Below are 14,491 nucleotides of genomic sequence, written 5' to 3' on the forward strand. Positions count from 1 at the left end.
CCAGAAAGAACCATGACCCATGTCCGATGCCGCTCAGCCCGTTTCACCTGTTGTGCTGGATGAAGCCTTGCACCATGACCGTATTCTGATTCTGGATTTTGGTAGTCAGGTTACGCAGCTGATTGCCCGCCGCGTGCGTGAAAGCGGCGTGTATTGCGAAATCTGGCCTTTTACGACAGACGCTGAAAAAATACGCTCTTTTGCTCCGCGTGGTATTATTCTGTCTGGTGGTCCGGCAAGCGTGAACGCGCCAGACGCTCCCAGAATTCCGGATGTGGTGTTCGAGATGGCTGTGCCTGTTCTGGGTATCTGCTATGGTCAGCAGGCCATGTGCAGGCAGCTTGGCGGGGAAGTGGAAAGCGGGGAACACCGCGAATTCGGCCGTGCCTTTGTGGATATTGTAGAAGACTGCGCCCTGTTCCGTGGGGCATGGGCGCGTGGTGGCCGTGAACAGGTCTGGATGAGTCATGGTGACCGGGTGGTGGCGTTGCCGCCGGGGTTCCGCACGGTGGCTGTCAGTCAGGGGGCACCGTTTGCGGTTATCGCGGATGAAGGGCGTCGCCTTTATGGGGTGCAGTTCCACCCCGAGGTCGTGCACACGCCGCATGGTGCGGCCCTGCTGGAAAACTTTACGCATAACGTGGCCGGGTGTTCAGGTTCATGGACCATGGCTGGTTTCCGCGAAATGGAAATTGCCCGTATTCGCACTCAGGTAGGGAGCGGCAAGGTTATCTGCGGCCTGTCCGGCGGTGTGGATTCCTCCGTTGCTGCTGTGCTGATCCACGAGGCCATTGGCGACCAGCTCACCTGTATTTTTGTCGATCACGGCATGCTGCGTGCAGGGGAGGCTGATGATGTTATCAAAACCTTCCGGGGCCAGTTCAATATCCAGCTTATCCACCGGGATGCGTCTGACATCTTCCTGACCGCGCTCGATGGCGTGACAGACCCGGAAATCAAGCGCAAGACCATTGGCCGCCTGTTTGTGGAAGTGTTTGAGGAAGAGGCCACCAAACTCGGTGGTGCGCAGTTCCTTGCTCAGGGTACACTCTACCCCGATGTGATTGAGAGTGTGAGCTTTACGGGGGGGCCGTCTGTTACCATCAAGTCCCACCATAACGTTGGTGGCCTGCCCGAACGCATGAACATGCAACTGGTGGAACCGCTGCGTGAACTGTTCAAGGACGAAGTGCGCGATCTGGGGCGCGAACTGGGTATTCCTGAAGTTATTGTCGGGCGGCATCCTTTCCCCGGTCCGGGGCTTGCCATTCGTATTCCTGGGAATATTACGCGTGAAAAGCTGGATCTGCTGCGCAAGGTGGATACCGTTTTTCTGGAAGAAATCCGTGCGGCTGGTCTGTACGATGCCATCTGGCAGGCTTTTGCTGTGCTTCTGCCCGTGCGTACTGTGGGCGTTATGGGGGATGGCCGTACGTATGATCAGGCCTGTGCCCTGCGTGCCGTTACCAGCACGGATGGCATGACCGCAGATGTTTACCCGTTTGACATGAGCTTCCTGACCAAAGTAGCCGGGCGGATTGTGAACGAGGTCCGCGGCATTAACCGCGTGACATATGACATTACCTCCAAGCCCCCGGGCACGATCGAGTGGGAATGAGCGTTACAGTACCACTGTGAAAGGTGGCTTTGTTGTAAGCTACCGGGGTCGGGTTTTGTAAATTGCAAACAGGGAGCATTCAGATGAGTGCTCCCTGTTTTTTTGCCCCAAAAATGGGGGTGAGGTCGGTCTTGCGCACAATGTCATTTAACGTCTCATCCTGATCTATGTCGGGATAAGTGATATTGAAGCGGCTATTGAAGATACGGATGCTTTGGCATGTGCGCAGCCTATATCCACCACCCGTAAGGTGCGGGATGACGTGGGGGAAGTGGGCTGCGTCATAACAATCTATCTGTTATTCGACGGCGGGCGGTTATGCCAATCTATGCAGACATCTGACAGCCATAGCGTCAGTGCTGAAATAAAAAGCCAGAGAAGACCAGGAAAAATATTAAAATCCTGAATGACAACAATGCCGATGCAAAATGCGGCAATGGAAATGGTCAGGGTGACAAGGCAGCAGAATACCGCAACAGGCCAGCTTTCGGGAAGACCGAGTTTTGTCATTAACACCTCACGCCAAAAATCGGGGCGTGCTCCTTGATAGGGTCCATAAAACAGGTATGGCCCGGAGTTCTGGTAATGCCTGCCCAAAGAACTGACCATAACAGGGTTTCTCCGGGCAGGGACATAACCTTACTGATCCAGCCAGGGAGCGACTGGCAGATTTTTCTCGCGCAGGAAGGTCGGATTGAACAGTTTGGATTCATACCGCGCGCCGCCATCTGCCAGAATGGTCACAATTTTATGGCCCGGTCCAAGTCTGCGGGCGATGCGTATGGCAGCGGCGACATTAATGCCTGAAGACCCCCCGACAGACAGGCCCTCTTCCCCCAGCAGGCTGTAAATGACGTCCAGTGCTTCGGGGTCGGGAATACGCTCTGCATCATCAATGGGAGCGCCCTCAAGGTTGCCGGTCACGCGGGACTGGCCAATGCCTTCGGTAATGGAAGACCCCGCTACGGACAGGTCGTTATTCCTGACCCAGCCATACAGGCCGGAGCCTTCGGGGTCTGCCAGTACGATCTGCGGGGCTTTTACGCCATCACGCCGGGCTGCATCATGCAGGCCAAGGGCTATGCCTGCCAGTGTGCCGCCAGTGCCGCATGCGCAGGTAAAGGCATCTATCTGCCCCTCCATCTGCTGCCAGATTTCCTGCGCCGTAGTGGCGCGGTGGCCTTCACGGTTGGCGGTATTGTCAAACTGGTTCGCCCAGACCCATCCGTTTTCTTCCGCCAGACGGCGGGAGACATGTACGTAGTTGCCCGGGTCGCGGTAAGGCTTGGCTGGCACAAGGCGCAGGTCGGCGCCGATCATGCGTAAAAAGCCGATTTTCTCACGGCTCTGCGTTTCGGGCATGACGATCACGCATTTATAGCCACGGGCATTGGCAACCAGAGTCAGGCCAATGCCGGTATTGCCCGCTGTGCCTTCTACAAGGGTGCCGCCGGGTTTGAGCACACCACGGCGTTCCGCGTCATCAATAATGGCAAGAGCCGCACGGTCCTTTACGGAGCCGCCGGGGTTCATGAACTCCGCCTTGCCGTATATCTGGCAACCCGTTGCCTCAGAAGCCTTGCGCAGAAGAATGAGAGGGGTTCCACCTACCGCACCGGGCATGTCGGGGGAGAGTGAGGTCCAGCCAGGATAGGTGGTGGAGGGTGCTGCGCTTTTGGTCATCTGTATACCCTGCTTGCTATGGTCAGGTCGGGTGATCGGGGCTGGTCTGCGCAGGAGATAAACTCCTGTGGCTTACCTGCCTGCGTCCGGTTCTTCTTGCGCATCATATAGCACCTCTAAAACTGCACACCAAGGATAGCGTGGGTCGTAGCTCTGCCCGGTCGGGCTTGCCAGACGCCCCTGCTCATCCGTGGGGACGTGGGTCAGGGCCACGGCATCGTCAATATTGCCGCCAATAATGCTGATCTGGCGGCCAAAGGGTGGTCCATTCTGGCCTGTGGCCACCACATAGCCGCAATGTGCCGGAAAACCGTAGGAGGTTGGCAGGCTTGCAAAACGGATGCTCTGCCTGCCACGTCCACGGGCCACGCAGATCAGATCCCCCGCTTTGGGGGTATAGGCTGCGGGGTCGCGCGCGCGCAGGATGGGGGATAACCCCGATGCAGCGGCGTTGATATAGGTGGAATGGTTGGGCGAGTAGGGGAAGCGGTCATTTGCTCCGGCAATGCGCATGACGTAGGAAATGAAAGCAGCCGACCATGCAAAAAAACCGTCATGCACAAAGTCCGTCAACTGGCCATCAGCATTGTGTTTGCCGCTCCATGAGGCCTCGGTCATGTTGGGGTCCATGCCGATCCACCAGTATTCGCCTACGCGCTGCCACAGGCCGGGTGCCCGTTCGGGCTTGATTGCGGCCACCTGTGGTTCGGGGCGCTGTTCGGGGTCATCATCATTGACCGGGCTGCCAAACAGGCGCCATTCGCGCATGGCAATGGCGACAACATCCTGCGGATTGAAAGGTTCAAAATTGCGCGTGGCAAAGTCCGGCACATGGCTGTTCAGGCCATAGCCGCCCGATACGCTGCCGCCATGGGGGGATGAACCGCCCCCCGAAGAGGGCTGGGGGGTGCAGGCCGCCAGACACAAAGGTGCCAGAAGGGCCACAGTCAGCTTGCGTGGCATCTTGTCTCCATACCAGAACGGGGCTTTGGGCGTTGTAAGGAATAGGCGTCCTTTCTGGAGGGTGGAAGGGGGTTTATGCTCCTTTTGTCCTGCCTGTGTGCTTTTTGTCTGTTCAGGCCGGGGGGGTATCCACGGTAATGCTGGCGGTCTGGGCCTGCACGCAGCTTATGGCGTCTGCCGGGGCCAGTTCCACAACAAGACCCCGGCCACCACCGTTGATGTAGAGCTTGTCCAGTTTAACAATGCTCTCGTCAAACACCACGGGTACGGTGGTACGAGCGCCAAAGGGGCTGATTCCACCAACCTGAAAACCCGTGAGTGCTTCAGCTTTTTCAGCGCCAAGCATGCGGGCGTTGCGGCCGCCAAAAAGGGCAGCCACTTTTTTCAGGTCCATTTTCAGGTGAACGGGAATGGCGGTGCAGACAACCTGCTTTTTGTCGATTTCCACCATCAGGGTCTTAAAAACCTTTTCCTGCTCAATGCCTATGCCAGCTGCGGCATGCAGGCCGATCTTGCCCGGATCGGAGACGTAATCATAATCATGCATGGTGTAAGGCACGGCATGGGCGGCCAGAAAAAGCGTTGTCGGTGTTTGATGAGAGTTTGGCATAACAGGCATTTTTCCAATGTGATCGGGGGTTTCAGCCTCGTTCGGGAAAAAGGGAGAGCAGGCCATCGGGTGTGGCGGCGCAGCAGCCTTTTTCTGTTATCAGGCCGGTTACAAGGCGGGCCGGGGTTACGTCAAATGCGGGATTGGCAGCCCTGCTGCTGTCCGGAGTAATCTGTACCCGGCTGATCTGCCCGTTGTCATCACGGCCATGGACATGGGTAATTTCGGCTTCCGGGCGTTCTTCAATAGGGATTTCATGCACGCCATCGGCCACGCGCCAGTCTATGGTGGTGGAGGGCAGGGCAACCCAGAACGGCACGTTGTTGTCCCGTGCGGCCAGAGCTTTCAGGTAGGTGCCAATCTTGTTGGCTACATCGGCGTTGCGGGTTACGCGGTCGGTGCCAACAATAACCATGTCAACCAGCCCGTGCTGCATCAGGTGCCCCCCGGCATTGTCTGCAATCACGGTATGGGGCACGCCGTGGCTGCCAAGCTCCCATGCCGTCAGGGCTGCCCCCTGATTGCGGGGGCGTGTTTCATCCACCCAGACATGCACATTCAGCCCTTCGTCGTGTGCCATGTAAATGGGGGCCAGAGCTGTGCCCCAGTCCACTGTGGCAATCCAGCCCGCATTGCAATGGGTCAGAATGTTAAGTCTGTCATTCTTGCCGCGTTGTGCTGCCAGTGTGCGCAGCAGTTCCAGACCATGCAGACCAATAGCTTCATTCTGGGCTGCATCTTCGTCACAGATGCGGCCAGCTTCGGCATATGCCGCACCAGCCCGCTGTGTGGGGGGGAGGTGGCGGAGGTGGTTCAGCATTCTTTCAATCGCCCAGACCAGATTGATGGCCGTGGGGCGGGTGGCTGCCAACATGGCGGCCTGCTGCTCCAATGCGGTATCGGAACTGTCCGTGCGCAGGGCCAGAGCCAGACCATAGGCAGCAACTGCGCCAATAAGCGGAGCACCACGGACCTGCATGGTTTTAATGGCGTGGGCAACCTGCCCGGGTGTGGTCAACTGGAGAATATCCAGTGCAAAAGGCAGGCGGGTCTGATCAAAAATATGCACGGACCAGCCGTCTTTTTCATCAACCCAGACGCTGCGGTAAGGTGTGCCGTTAATTTTCATGGTCTAAGGTTCCTGATGGCGGAAGATAAAAATCATCCGCTGATCATAGGGTTTCTTTGAGTGTGTGAGCAATATCCTCATGTCATGACAGTTTTGCGAACATGAGTAGAACATATAGTGTGGAATGGTTGAATCCATGCAGTCTATTCTTGAAAAGTTGAGAGTATTTTTTTGCATTTCCAGTCATTTTTGTTATGTAGAATGGGAAATGGGCGCGCTTTGCCGATGTTGCGGAATGTGCCACGAACAGGTTTGTTTTTTATTTTTTAAAAGAATGTTTTCTCTTCTTGATTTTTTAAAAGAAGATGAAAGAGGAATGCTGGAATGAGTGAGACCAAAAAAGGCCGCAAGGCTGTTGTCGGTAAACGTACCCCCGCCCGTGCCGCCGCTGTAACGACCCCTAAAAAACGTGCTCCGCGTACAAAAGTGGAAGTGGTAGAAGAAATTTTTGCAGTGGAAGCACCGGCATCCACCGCGCGCAAGACACGTCAGAGTGCAGCGCTCCGCAAGGCGGCCAAAGTAGAAAAAACGGCCAAGCCTGCAACAGCCGGAAAAACCAGCAAGTCCACGCCCGCTCCGGTGGAAGCCGCCGTCAAGCCTGCGCGCCGTACAAAAACCGCAGCCGTTGTGGCCGAAGCTCCGGTCAAAGCTGTCCGCAAGGTCAAAACAGCCAAGGCAACCGCCCGTGCAACACGCGCCACGGCTGCTGCTGTGCCAGAAGTTGCGCAGCCCGCCGCCATTCGCGCGCGCAAGCCTGCCCGCAAGGCCGTGGTGGAAGCTCCGGCTCCGGCCAAGCCTGCTGCAAAAGCAACACGGAAGCGGGCTGAGAAGGCCGAAGCCGCAGAAAATGCCAAGAACCTGTCCGCAGTTGAAAAACTGCGTATTGTGCAGGAACGTCGTCGTCGCAAGCGTTATGAACGTCTGGCAGCCGAAGCCGCGGCCGAGACAGAAAAAGCCGCTCCCACGCGCAAGCGCAAAGCCGCCGCAACACGACGCCCTCGTGCCGCAAAGGCGTAAGGGTCAAGTCGCTTTATGGTGCGGGCCTGACCACACAGAAGGTGGTCAGGCCCGTATTGCTTATGTCGTTTTATGCTCAGTCCTGCCCTGATGGGGCGGGAGGTAGATAAGCCTGTGCCAGCAAGCTGGATGCACGCAGCTCCCCCACGATCTGACCATTCCAGTTTTTAAGTGGGCGGCGCATGAAGTATGTTAAAACAGGTGCAGTCTCTATGCGGGCAAAGCGGGCGATCAGAGCTGCCGCTGCAGTTTCTGCCGCACGTACGCCGCCATCACGGCATTTTATGGCTATGCCAAGCCCCTGTTCTGGCAGGGCGACAATCATCACACCCTCAGCCCCCATTTTTGTCAGAACCTGAGGAGCCAGTTCGGTCATGATCCGCGTGTCAAACTGCCCGCTACCCGCGATCATGAACGGGTTCCGGGTTATGGCGTTGCGCAGGCGCTGTGCGGCCAATGCCCGGTCGGGGGAAAGGCCGGTGCCGCTGGCAAAGCGGGCATAACCCAGAGCCAGCGCAGAGAGTGGAATGGCCCATGTAGGAATGGCGCACCCATCCACAGCCATGTTTGCCGTGGTATGGGGCGCTCCGGTAACGTCTTGCAGTGTCTGGGCAACGGTTTGCATAACGGGGTGTTCTGGGCGTGTGTAGTGCGCCACGTCCTGCCCGGTCGCACAGGACAGACAGATAAAACCCGCATGTTTGCCGGAGCAGCAGTTATGCAGCGCGCAAGGTGTTTGTCCCGCAGCCGCCAGCGCGTGGACGCTGGTCGTATCCAGTGGCCAGTGGGTACCACATTCGAGCACGCCGTAATCCAGACCGGTGCGGGCCAGCATGTCCGCGGCAACCGCAATATGCGCAGGCTCCCCCTGATGAGAGGCGCAGGCCAGTGCCAGAGCCGTATCTGGCAGGGCAAAACGGTCTGCGGCACCCTCGGTCAGTAATGGGAGCGCTTGTAACGCCTTGACCGTGGAACGTGGAAAAACAGGTGTTGTGCAGTCCCCGGCGGAAAAAACGGTTTTGCCGTGGGCATCCATAACAATGACTGCGCCATAATGGCTGGATTCCACAATGCCGTTGCGGATTGTCTGAGCAAGAAGGACGTCATCTGTCATGAAACTGGACCCGTTGATCAAGAATGTTTAATTGCCGCTTAGAAGGTAGCATGGAGTTGCAAATTCCGCCGTATGGTCTGGTTCTACCTCCAGGGCTTGAGCAACAAGGGAGCGTTTGAGCCTGAGTACAACAGGCATGCCATGTGCATCACATGCTGTGGTTTCGGCTATTTTTTCCAGCCATGAAGGAACGCCGCCCCGTTCGGTGAGCATAAGGGGAGCGTGCCGGTTAAGGGGAAGCCCGTTGGTTATAAGATGCTGCGCATGATTTTGCGAAACAACCATGTATAAAAAAGAGTCTTCACCAGAAGACTGGAGTTTTTCTGGTGCTGGCACAAGGCTCAGGCGGATTTCGTCAGGCAGGAAGTGCGAACGCGGGAGTGGCGGCAACGGCAGGGCAAACAGGTCTGTCTGCTGTAAGCCGGGTGCTGTGGAAACTGTTCTGGGTCGGGTTGTTCTTTTACCCGCCCGAACGGGTTTGCAGGCCTTGCCAGCAGGCAGGGTTGGCAGGTCTGGCTGAACAGGGCCGGTTGGGGCGGTTGGTGCCATCAGTTGGGGGCTGGGACAGGCCCTTTCTGGCCGCGTGTGGCGCGTGCGCAGTCTTCACACACGCCTTCCACTTCGACCGATGCGCTTTGCATGGTAAAGTTTTTTTTGCCACAAATACTTTTCAGCACATCGAGAACGCGCGGGGCATCGGCAATTTCGGTCACACCGCCACAGTTCCGGCAGATCAGGAACTGTGCACTATGCAGGCAGTTTTCCACCGGGCCGTGCGTGTGGTCGTGCTGGAGGTGGGTGCATGGCACAAAGGCGGACAGGCGTTCAATGCGGTGAATCAGGCCATGTTCGAGCAAAAAATCGAGCGCGCGGTAAACGGTAGGGGGGGCTGGTTTGCGCCCTGATGTTTTGAGCTGTTCAAGCAGGTCGTAGGCTCCGACGGGTGTTGTGGCAGTCAGGATAAGGCCTAGAACATCGCGCCGTTGCGGCGTCATGCGTCCTCCCTGTCCGGCGCATAGGTGCGCGGCGTGTTCAAGCTGGTGCTGAACGCGGTCCGAAAAACCGTAACAGTTAACCGGTGGGGAGGAGGGTGGCGTTCTGGTCTGCATGTTCATCATCCGTTCTCTCTTATTTTTAGCCTAAACGAGCCAGCAGAGGAAGACCAGATATGTGTGATGAGGTGACGGATGATAAGAACTAATGTAATATTATTACATATCATTGATTGAGGGGGCGGTGTCATGGTTTTTCCGGGCAGGAAAAAACAGAATTTCTGGTTAAAAACAGCTCTTTGCGCGTTGGGGGTGGTGAGCACTCTCGGGTTTGTGGCCCGGAGCGCGGAGGCCGCCAGAATGCCGCTGGTTCTGGCAGCGGAAAATACATGGGGTGATATTGCCGCACAGATTGCCGCGCCAGATATGCGGGTTGTGGCCATTTTGTCCTCTCCCACGGTGGACCCGCACGAATATCAGGCCACCCCGACCGATGCGCGCATGATTGCGGCGGCAGAACTGGTTGTGGCTAATGGCGCGGGCTACGATGGATGGGCTGACAAGCTGGTTGCGGCCTCCGGTCTTTTGCCCGCGCGGTATGTGAAGGCCGATTCGTGGTCAGGCTGGCAGGAGGGGGGCAACCCGCATCTGTGGTTCAACATGGATGCGGTGAGCGCTTTTGTGCGGCATTTTGCCGAAGCCTGCGCCCGTATAGACCCCGATCATGCGGATGGATACGCCGGTCGCGCGCAAAAAATGCAGTTGATCATCCAGTCCATTCAGGCGCACGCTGGTTTGCTGAGGGCGCATGTGGCGGGCATGCATGTCGCTGCGACTGAGCCTCTGTTCACCCCTCTTGCGGATCTTCTGGGTTTGCAGATGGATGAACGGGCCTACCAGCTTGCGATCATGAACGATGTGGAGCCAGCACCTTCCACCGTAGCAGCGTTTGAGAGCGACCTGAAAGAAAAGCGTCTGAAAATGCTGGTCTATAACCAGCAGGTGGAAGAACCATCGGTCAGGCATTTGCTGGAGCTTGCGCAGCAGTCCAATGTGCCAACCATGCCGCTGTCTGAAATGCTGCCTCCGCGCAAGCACTGGCAGGTTTGGGTACATGACATTCTTGCCCGCACAGGCCAGTTGCTGGGAGTGCAGCAGTGAGTATTCCGGCTATTGAGGCCGGGCGGCTGAGCGTGTCGTATGGCGGGCGGCGTGTGCTTGATCAGGTGAGCTTTGCCATTCCACCAGGCAGCTTTGTGGCTGTGCTGGGGGGGAATGGCGCTGGCAAAACATCTCTTTTTCGCGCCATTCTGGGGCTTGCCACGCCAGAGCAGGGTTATGTGCGCGTGGAAGGGCAGAGTTTTGGCAAAGGCCGCATGCCCGTAGGCTACATGCCGCAGATGCGTCGTATGGTTGCCGGGCAGCTCAGCGGATGGCACATGGTGGCCGCCGCCCTGCATGGTCGGACATGGGGCCTGCCATGGTGTTCTGCCAGTGCACGGGCGGAGGTGAACGCCGCATTGGACGCGGTGGACGCGCAGGAGTTGGCCATGCGGCCGGTTATGTCTCTTTCAGGGGGGGAGCGGCAGCGGCTTTTGCTGGCGCAGGCCCTGCTGGACCAGCCACGTATTCTGCTGCTCGATGAGCCGCTGGCCAGTCTGGACCCCGCCCGCATGCGCGAGACAACGCGCCGGATTTATGATCTGGCGCATGCGCGGGGGTTAACGGTCCTGTTTTCCACGCATGATATTAACCCGCTTATGGGGTTTATGGACCACGTTCTTTATCTGGCGCATGGCAAGGCGTTATTGGGGAGTGTGGATGAGGTCATGACAACCCCGGCCCTGAGTGCGCTCTACGGCGCGCCGGTTGAGGTGGTGCGCGTAGACGGGCGTCTGTTTGTGGTGGCTGATGGCGGGGCAGACACCCTGCATTGCTGTGACTGTGCGGAGCATACGCGCTGATGTTTGCCTACGAATTTATGCGCACCGCGTTTATCGCTGCGTTTCTGGCGGCTTTTGTCTGTGGTCCCGTAGGGTGGTTTCTGGTGCTGCGGGGGCAGAGCTTTGCCAGCCATGCGCTCTCGCATGTCGGGTTTGCAGGGGCAGGAGCCGCTTTGCTGTGGGGGCAGCCCGCGTTGCTGGGGTTCGGGCTGAGTGCGGTTGTCAGCGGTATGGGCATGGGCATGGCAAGCGACCGGGTGATCGGGCGGGATGTCATGATCGGGCTGGTACTTTCGCTCGCCATGGGTATTGGGGCTTTGTGCCTGCATTTTCTTACGCGCTCGGCGGGTGCTGCCACGGCTTTGCTGTTTGGCGACATTCTGGGTATTGCCCCGTCCAGTCTTTACTGGCTGGGTGCTCTGGCCATAGGCTGTGTTACGTGCCTTGGCGTTATGAGCAGACCCTTACTGTTTGCTTCTCTCCAGCCTGATGTGGCCGAGGCCAAAGGCCTTAACCTGCGTCTGCTGGATGTGCTGTTTCTGGCTCTGGTGGGTATTGCCACGGCCATGTGTTCACAGATTACTGGCGTACTGCTGGTTTTTACACTTATGGTCGCCCCGGCCGCCGCCAGCCTGCGGCTGGGTTTTGGCCCAATGCCGGGCATGGTAGTGTCGTCCACCCTTGCCCTGTGCGAGGCATGGGGCGGGTTGTGCCTGTCATGGTTCAGCGACTGCCCCGCATCCTTCTGGATTGCGCTGCTGGGGAGCGTGGTGTTTGCCGCCGCCAATGTGGTGGCCCATCTGCGCGGGCGCTAGGGCTGGGCAGATGGTGCCTGATGTCAAGGTATTTTCAGGTAAGCAGCCAGTTCAGGCCCGTGCCCAGCACAACAGCGGCGGCCAAGGCCGCATACAGGGCCAGAACCATCTGGTTCCGTGTGGTGGAAAGGGCCAGAGCGCGGCTTTGGGAACGTTTACGGACCATCAGTTATGCTCCTTTTATAAACAGGAATGCGGCGCCCTTGGGGCCACTGTTAATCCTGCTGACAAGGTAGAGAGTGGTATCTGCGGTTGAAATAAACAAGTCCTTCCGGACCTGCATGGCATAAAATACCCTGCACAACGCCAAAAAGAACACTATGGGTGCCTACTTCCACAATCTGGCTGATCTGACAGTCAAAGGTCGCGGCGGCTTCGTGCAGTACGGGAGCACCGGTGGCCAGTGTCTGCCAGTGACCTGCGGCAAAGCGTTCAGCCATGGTGTTCGGGCTTGCAAAATGGCTGGACAGGTCCTGCTGGCCGGATGTGAGAACATTGACGCACATGGACCCTTCCTCATAAAAGGCGGAGCGCGCGCGACTGTTGCGGTTCAGACATACCAGCAATGTGGGAGGCGTGTCGGTCACGGAGCAAACGGCAGATGCGGTAAATCCGACCGGGTTATCCAGTGTTCCTGTTGTTACAATATTCACGGCCGCACCCAGTCTGGCCATGGCTTCACGATAGGCACTGGTCTCCGGAGCCAACATCTGCTGTCCTCATCACAACGGTTGATGGCTATGTGTTTGTGCATGAAACAAAGAGGAAAGCAATGATCAAGGACGTCCTTTCCGGCACGGCATGCGTGCGAACGGCCCGGCGGGGGCATCTGGGGAGCATCATACTGGACAAGCCGAGAAGGCTGAATGCCGTTGACCTGGAGATGGCGACCGGCATTGAACGCGCACTGGCCGCATGGCGGGATGACCCATCCGTGCATGTGGTGCTGATTGAAAGCAGTGCTCCGCGTGCATTCTGCGCAGGCGGGGACCTCAAGGCCATACGGGATGTGCTGCTGACAGATGGCCCGGACCGGGCCTTTGAGCTGATGGACCGTGTTTACCAGACCATGTTGCATATTGCGCAATATGCCAAACCCGTTGTGTCGTTCATGGATGGTATTGCCATGGGCGGTGGTGTGGGGTTGGGTGGTCATGCCCGCTACCGGGTTGTTACCGAGCGTTCCATTGTGGCCATGCCTGAAACATCCATAGGGCTTGTGCCTGATGCAGGTGGGTCATGGCTGCTGTCGCGCGCTTCTGGTGGGGCGGGTTTACGGCTTGCGCTTACTGGTGGACGCATGAGCGCGGTAGAGGCCGTCGCCATGGGCTTTGCGGACCGTATGGTACCTTCAGACAGTCTGGATAATCTGCGTGGGTTGCTGGCACTGCGGCCGGTGGAAGATGTGTTCGGGCTTATTGGCCCATTGGCGCTGCCTGCACAGGCCTGCATGCTGGAGGAATACGACCCGTCGGCCAGTCTGGAGCAGATTGTGCGTGGGCTGGAATGTTCGGGCAAGAAGATCGCCCAGACGGACCTGGAGGATATTTCACGCGCCTGTCCAACGTCCATTTTTGCGGCATGGTATGGCTGGCAGCATGCGCGCAAGGCGTCCTCCTTGCGGGAGGCTTTTGCCATTGAGGGGCGGCTGGTTCGTTACATGCTGGGACGTACGGATTTTGTGGAAGGTGTGCGCGCGCGCCTGATTGACCGCGATAATGCACCGATCTGGCAACCTCCGGTGCTGGCGGCAGTGGATGTTGCGGCGCTGGAGGCTGTGTTAGCCAGCTAGGTACGGAAACACAGCAGCCCAGCCCCTGTAAGGTCAGGGTCCGGGCTGCTGGCGATGTTATTTTAAAAACGGGCTTGTGTTAAAAATTAAGGGGTGTGACGCAGGTTCAGGCCGTGGCGGGTGTATAGGGGCCAACAGGCAGGACCGGGCATTTGAACTGGGCTTCCAGAATCTCGGCCGCAGCCAGATACACAGCGGACAGGCCACACAGCAGACCTTCGTAACCCGCGATCACCGTTAGTCCCGGCTGGGCCAGCAGATCACCCAGCCCCAAGAGTGCAAACAGAATAACCAGCGTGCCAAAAATAACCTGATGCGCGCGTGTGGCCCGGAGTGTGCCCAGGAACAGGATAAAGCTGAACAATCCCCAAAGGAGCAGGTAGCTGCCCACCAGTGCGGGTGAGCTGGCAGGCACAATGCCTGTATGCGGCATGGCGATAAGGGCGACCAGAGTCAGCCAGAACGCACCGTAGGAGATAAAGGCTGTCATGCCAAACGTATTGCCTGCATCGTATTCCAGAATACCTGCAATAATCTGTGCAATTCCGCCAAAAAGCAGACCCATGGCCAGAATGGCGGAGCCCATGGGCACAAGCCCTGCATTGTGCAGGTTGAGTAGAATGGTGGTCATGCCAAACCCCATGAGGCCAAGCGGAGCCGGGTTGGCCCGCAGGGGGGTATGGAGCGCAAGATCAGTTTGAGCCATGGTGTTTCTTCTTATGGAGATTAATGTAATGGCTCGATTATAAGAGGGGCTCTCAGGTTAAGTTCCCATAAAAAATATATTAACGGCGTAAAAACTAATTTACTAAATG

Annotated in this window: 17 protein-coding genes; 7 read left to right on the plus strand and 10 right to left on the minus strand. The window is 57.6% G+C overall.

Annotated elements, in window-relative coordinates:
* The first annotated feature begins 19 nt into the window (after window positions 1–19).
* A complete protein-coding gene (guaA, locus tag PY793_RS06675) occupies window positions 20–1,618 on the plus strand; it encodes a glutamine-hydrolyzing GMP synthase (RefSeq protein WP_275177304.1) in 1,599 nt (532 codons plus the stop codon).
* A gap of 639 nt (window positions 1,619–2,257) precedes the next feature.
* On the opposite strand, the gene PY793_RS06680 is transcribed toward guaA, so the two are convergent.
* The 4 genes from PY793_RS06680 to mtnA form a co-directional block, all read right to left on the minus strand.
* Window positions 2,258–3,301: a cysteine synthase A gene (locus tag PY793_RS06680; RefSeq protein ID WP_275177305.1), complete on the minus strand. Its 1,044-nt coding sequence runs from the start codon at window positions 3,299–3,301 to the stop codon at window positions 2,258–2,260.
* 72 nt (window positions 3,302–3,373) lie between these two features.
* On the minus strand, window positions 3,374–4,264 hold the full coding sequence (locus tag PY793_RS06685) for a DUF2272 domain-containing protein (protein WP_275177306.1): 891 nt from the start codon (window positions 4,262–4,264) through the stop codon (window positions 3,374–3,376).
* Window positions 4,265–4,376: 112 nt separating this feature from the next.
* Window positions 4,377–4,874 carry an aminoacyl-tRNA deacylase gene (locus PY793_RS06690; protein WP_275177307.1) on the minus strand — a complete coding sequence of 166 codons (498 nt, stop codon included), beginning with the start codon at window positions 4,872–4,874 and terminating at the stop codon, window positions 4,377–4,379.
* A 31-nt stretch (window positions 4,875–4,905) separates the two neighbouring features.
* Window positions 4,906–6,003, minus strand: coding sequence for an S-methyl-5-thioribose-1-phosphate isomerase (mtnA, locus tag PY793_RS06695; protein WP_275177308.1), 1,098 nt, complete (start codon window positions 6,001–6,003; stop codon window positions 4,906–4,908).
* A gap of 136 nt (window positions 6,004–6,139) precedes the next feature.
* Between mtnA and PY793_RS06700 the strand changes: the two genes are divergently transcribed.
* Window positions 6,140–6,331 (plus strand): hypothetical protein, encoded by a 192-nt coding sequence (locus PY793_RS06700; RefSeq protein WP_275177309.1) that lies wholly within the window; start codon window positions 6,140–6,142, stop codon window positions 6,329–6,331.
* Window positions 6,328–7,020 (plus strand): histone, encoded by a 693-nt coding sequence (locus tag PY793_RS06705; RefSeq protein ID WP_275177310.1) that lies wholly within the window; start codon window positions 6,328–6,330, stop codon window positions 7,018–7,020. Before PY793_RS06700 ends, PY793_RS06705 begins: the two co-directional genes overlap by 4 nt.
* Before the next feature lie 76 nt (window positions 7,021–7,096).
* Here the strand turns inward: PY793_RS06705 and PY793_RS06710 are convergent, their stop codons facing one another.
* From PY793_RS06710 to PY793_RS06720, 3 genes are read right to left on the minus strand one after another with little or no spacing between them, the layout of a single operon-like run.
* The gene (locus tag PY793_RS06710; protein WP_275177311.1) at window positions 7,097–8,134 is read right to left on the minus strand and encodes an asparaginase; all 1,038 of its coding nucleotides are present in this window, start codon (window positions 8,132–8,134) and stop codon (window positions 7,097–7,099) included.
* Window positions 8,135–8,161: 27 nt separating this feature from the next.
* Entirely contained in the window at window positions 8,162–8,683 is a 522-nt protein-coding gene (locus PY793_RS06715; protein ID WP_275177312.1) for a hypothetical protein, read from the minus strand.
* Window positions 8,683–9,252, minus strand: a complete 570-nt coding sequence (locus PY793_RS06720) for a Fur family transcriptional regulator (RefSeq protein ID WP_275177313.1) — start codon at window positions 9,250–9,252, stop codon at window positions 8,683–8,685. The genes PY793_RS06715 and PY793_RS06720 overlap by 1 nt, the downstream gene beginning before the upstream one ends.
* Window positions 9,253–9,375: 123 nt before the next feature.
* On the opposite strand from PY793_RS06720, the gene PY793_RS06725 reads away from it, so the two are divergent.
* The 3 genes from PY793_RS06725 to PY793_RS06735 are packed head-to-tail and all read left to right on the plus strand — an operon-like array spanning window position 9,376 to window position 11,884.
* Window positions 9,376–10,287, plus strand: coding sequence for a metal ABC transporter solute-binding protein, Zn/Mn family (locus PY793_RS06725; protein ID WP_275177314.1), 912 nt, complete (start codon window positions 9,376–9,378; stop codon window positions 10,285–10,287).
* Window positions 10,284–11,090 carry a metal ABC transporter ATP-binding protein gene (locus tag PY793_RS06730; protein ID WP_275177315.1) on the plus strand — a complete coding sequence of 269 codons (807 nt, stop codon included), beginning with the start codon at window positions 10,284–10,286 and terminating at the stop codon, window positions 11,088–11,090. The genes PY793_RS06725 and PY793_RS06730 overlap by 4 nt, the downstream gene beginning before the upstream one ends.
* Entirely contained in the window at window positions 11,090–11,884 is a 795-nt protein-coding gene (locus PY793_RS06735; RefSeq protein WP_275177316.1) for a metal ABC transporter permease, read from the plus strand. The genes PY793_RS06730 and PY793_RS06735 overlap by 1 nt, the downstream gene beginning before the upstream one ends.
* Before the next feature lie 34 nt (window positions 11,885–11,918).
* On the opposite strand, the gene PY793_RS06740 is transcribed toward PY793_RS06735, so the two are convergent.
* Both PY793_RS06740 and PY793_RS06745 read right to left on the minus strand, forming a co-directional pair.
* Window positions 11,919–12,050 carry a hypothetical protein gene (locus PY793_RS06740; protein WP_275177317.1) on the minus strand — a complete coding sequence of 44 codons (132 nt, stop codon included), beginning with the start codon at window positions 12,048–12,050 and terminating at the stop codon, window positions 11,919–11,921.
* Between the two features lie 49 nt (window positions 12,051–12,099).
* A complete protein-coding gene (locus PY793_RS06745) occupies window positions 12,100–12,594 on the minus strand; it encodes a flavin reductase (protein WP_275177318.1) in 495 nt (164 codons plus the stop codon).
* A 62-nt stretch (window positions 12,595–12,656) separates the two neighbouring features.
* Here PY793_RS06745 and PY793_RS06750 point away from each other — a divergent pair, with 62 nt between their 5' ends.
* A complete protein-coding gene (locus PY793_RS06750) occupies window positions 12,657–13,676 on the plus strand; it encodes an enoyl-CoA hydratase/isomerase family protein (protein ID WP_275177319.1) in 1,020 nt (339 codons plus the stop codon).
* 106 nt (window positions 13,677–13,782) lie between these two features.
* On the opposite strand, the gene PY793_RS06755 is transcribed toward PY793_RS06750, so the two are convergent.
* Entirely contained in the window at window positions 13,783–14,382 is a 600-nt protein-coding gene (locus PY793_RS06755; protein ID WP_275177320.1) for an acetate uptake transporter, read from the minus strand.
* Between the last annotated feature and the right edge of the window lie 109 nt (window positions 14,383–14,491).

The sequence above is a fragment of the Acetobacter fabarum genome (genome assembly GCF_029069195.1).
Classification (GTDB): Bacteria; Pseudomonadota; Alphaproteobacteria; order Acetobacterales; family Acetobacteraceae; genus Acetobacter; species Acetobacter fabarum_A.

Coding starts and splice junctions, on each gene's coding strand:
- PY793_RS06705 (WP_275177310.1), top strand. CDS start 6,328: ATGAGTGAGACCAAAAAAGGCCGCAAGGCTGTTGTCGGTAAACGTACC.
- PY793_RS06740 (WP_275177317.1), bottom strand. CDS start 12,050: ATGGTCCGTAAACGTTCCCAAAGCCGCGCTCTGGCCCTTTCCACCACA.
- PY793_RS06715 (WP_275177312.1), bottom strand. CDS start 8,683: ATGGCACCAACCGCCCCAACCGGCCCTGTTCAGCCAGACCTGCCAACC.
- PY793_RS06710 (WP_275177311.1), bottom strand. CDS start 8,134: ATGACAGATGACGTCCTTCTTGCTCAGACAATCCGCAACGGCATTGTG.
- PY793_RS06725 (WP_275177314.1), top strand. CDS start 9,376: ATGGTTTTTCCGGGCAGGAAAAAACAGAATTTCTGGTTAAAAACAGCT.
- PY793_RS06735 (WP_275177316.1), top strand. CDS start 11,090: ATGTTTGCCTACGAATTTATGCGCACCGCGTTTATCGCTGCGTTTCTG.
- PY793_RS06700 (WP_275177309.1), top strand. CDS start 6,140: ATGCAGTCTATTCTTGAAAAGTTGAGAGTATTTTTTTGCATTTCCAGT.
- PY793_RS06755 (WP_275177320.1), bottom strand. CDS start 14,382: ATGGCTCAAACTGATCTTGCGCTCCATACCCCCCTGCGGGCCAACCCG.
- PY793_RS06680 (WP_275177305.1), bottom strand. CDS start 3,301: ATGACCAAAAGCGCAGCACCCTCCACCACCTATCCTGGCTGGACCTCA.
- PY793_RS06745 (WP_275177318.1), bottom strand. CDS start 12,594: ATGTTGGCTCCGGAGACCAGTGCCTATCGTGAAGCCATGGCCAGACTG.
- mtnA (WP_275177308.1), bottom strand. CDS start 6,003: ATGAAAATTAACGGCACACCTTACCGCAGCGTCTGGGTTGATGAAAAA.
- PY793_RS06685 (WP_275177306.1), bottom strand. CDS start 4,264: ATGCCACGCAAGCTGACTGTGGCCCTTCTGGCACCTTTGTGTCTGGCG.
- PY793_RS06750 (WP_275177319.1), top strand. CDS start 12,657: ATGATCAAGGACGTCCTTTCCGGCACGGCATGCGTGCGAACGGCCCGG.
- PY793_RS06690 (WP_275177307.1), bottom strand. CDS start 4,874: ATGCCAAACTCTCATCAAACACCGACAACGCTTTTTCTGGCCGCCCAT.
- PY793_RS06720 (WP_275177313.1), bottom strand. CDS start 9,252: ATGATGAACATGCAGACCAGAACGCCACCCTCCTCCCCACCGGTTAAC.
- guaA (WP_275177304.1), top strand. CDS start 20: ATGTCCGATGCCGCTCAGCCCGTTTCACCTGTTGTGCTGGATGAAGCC.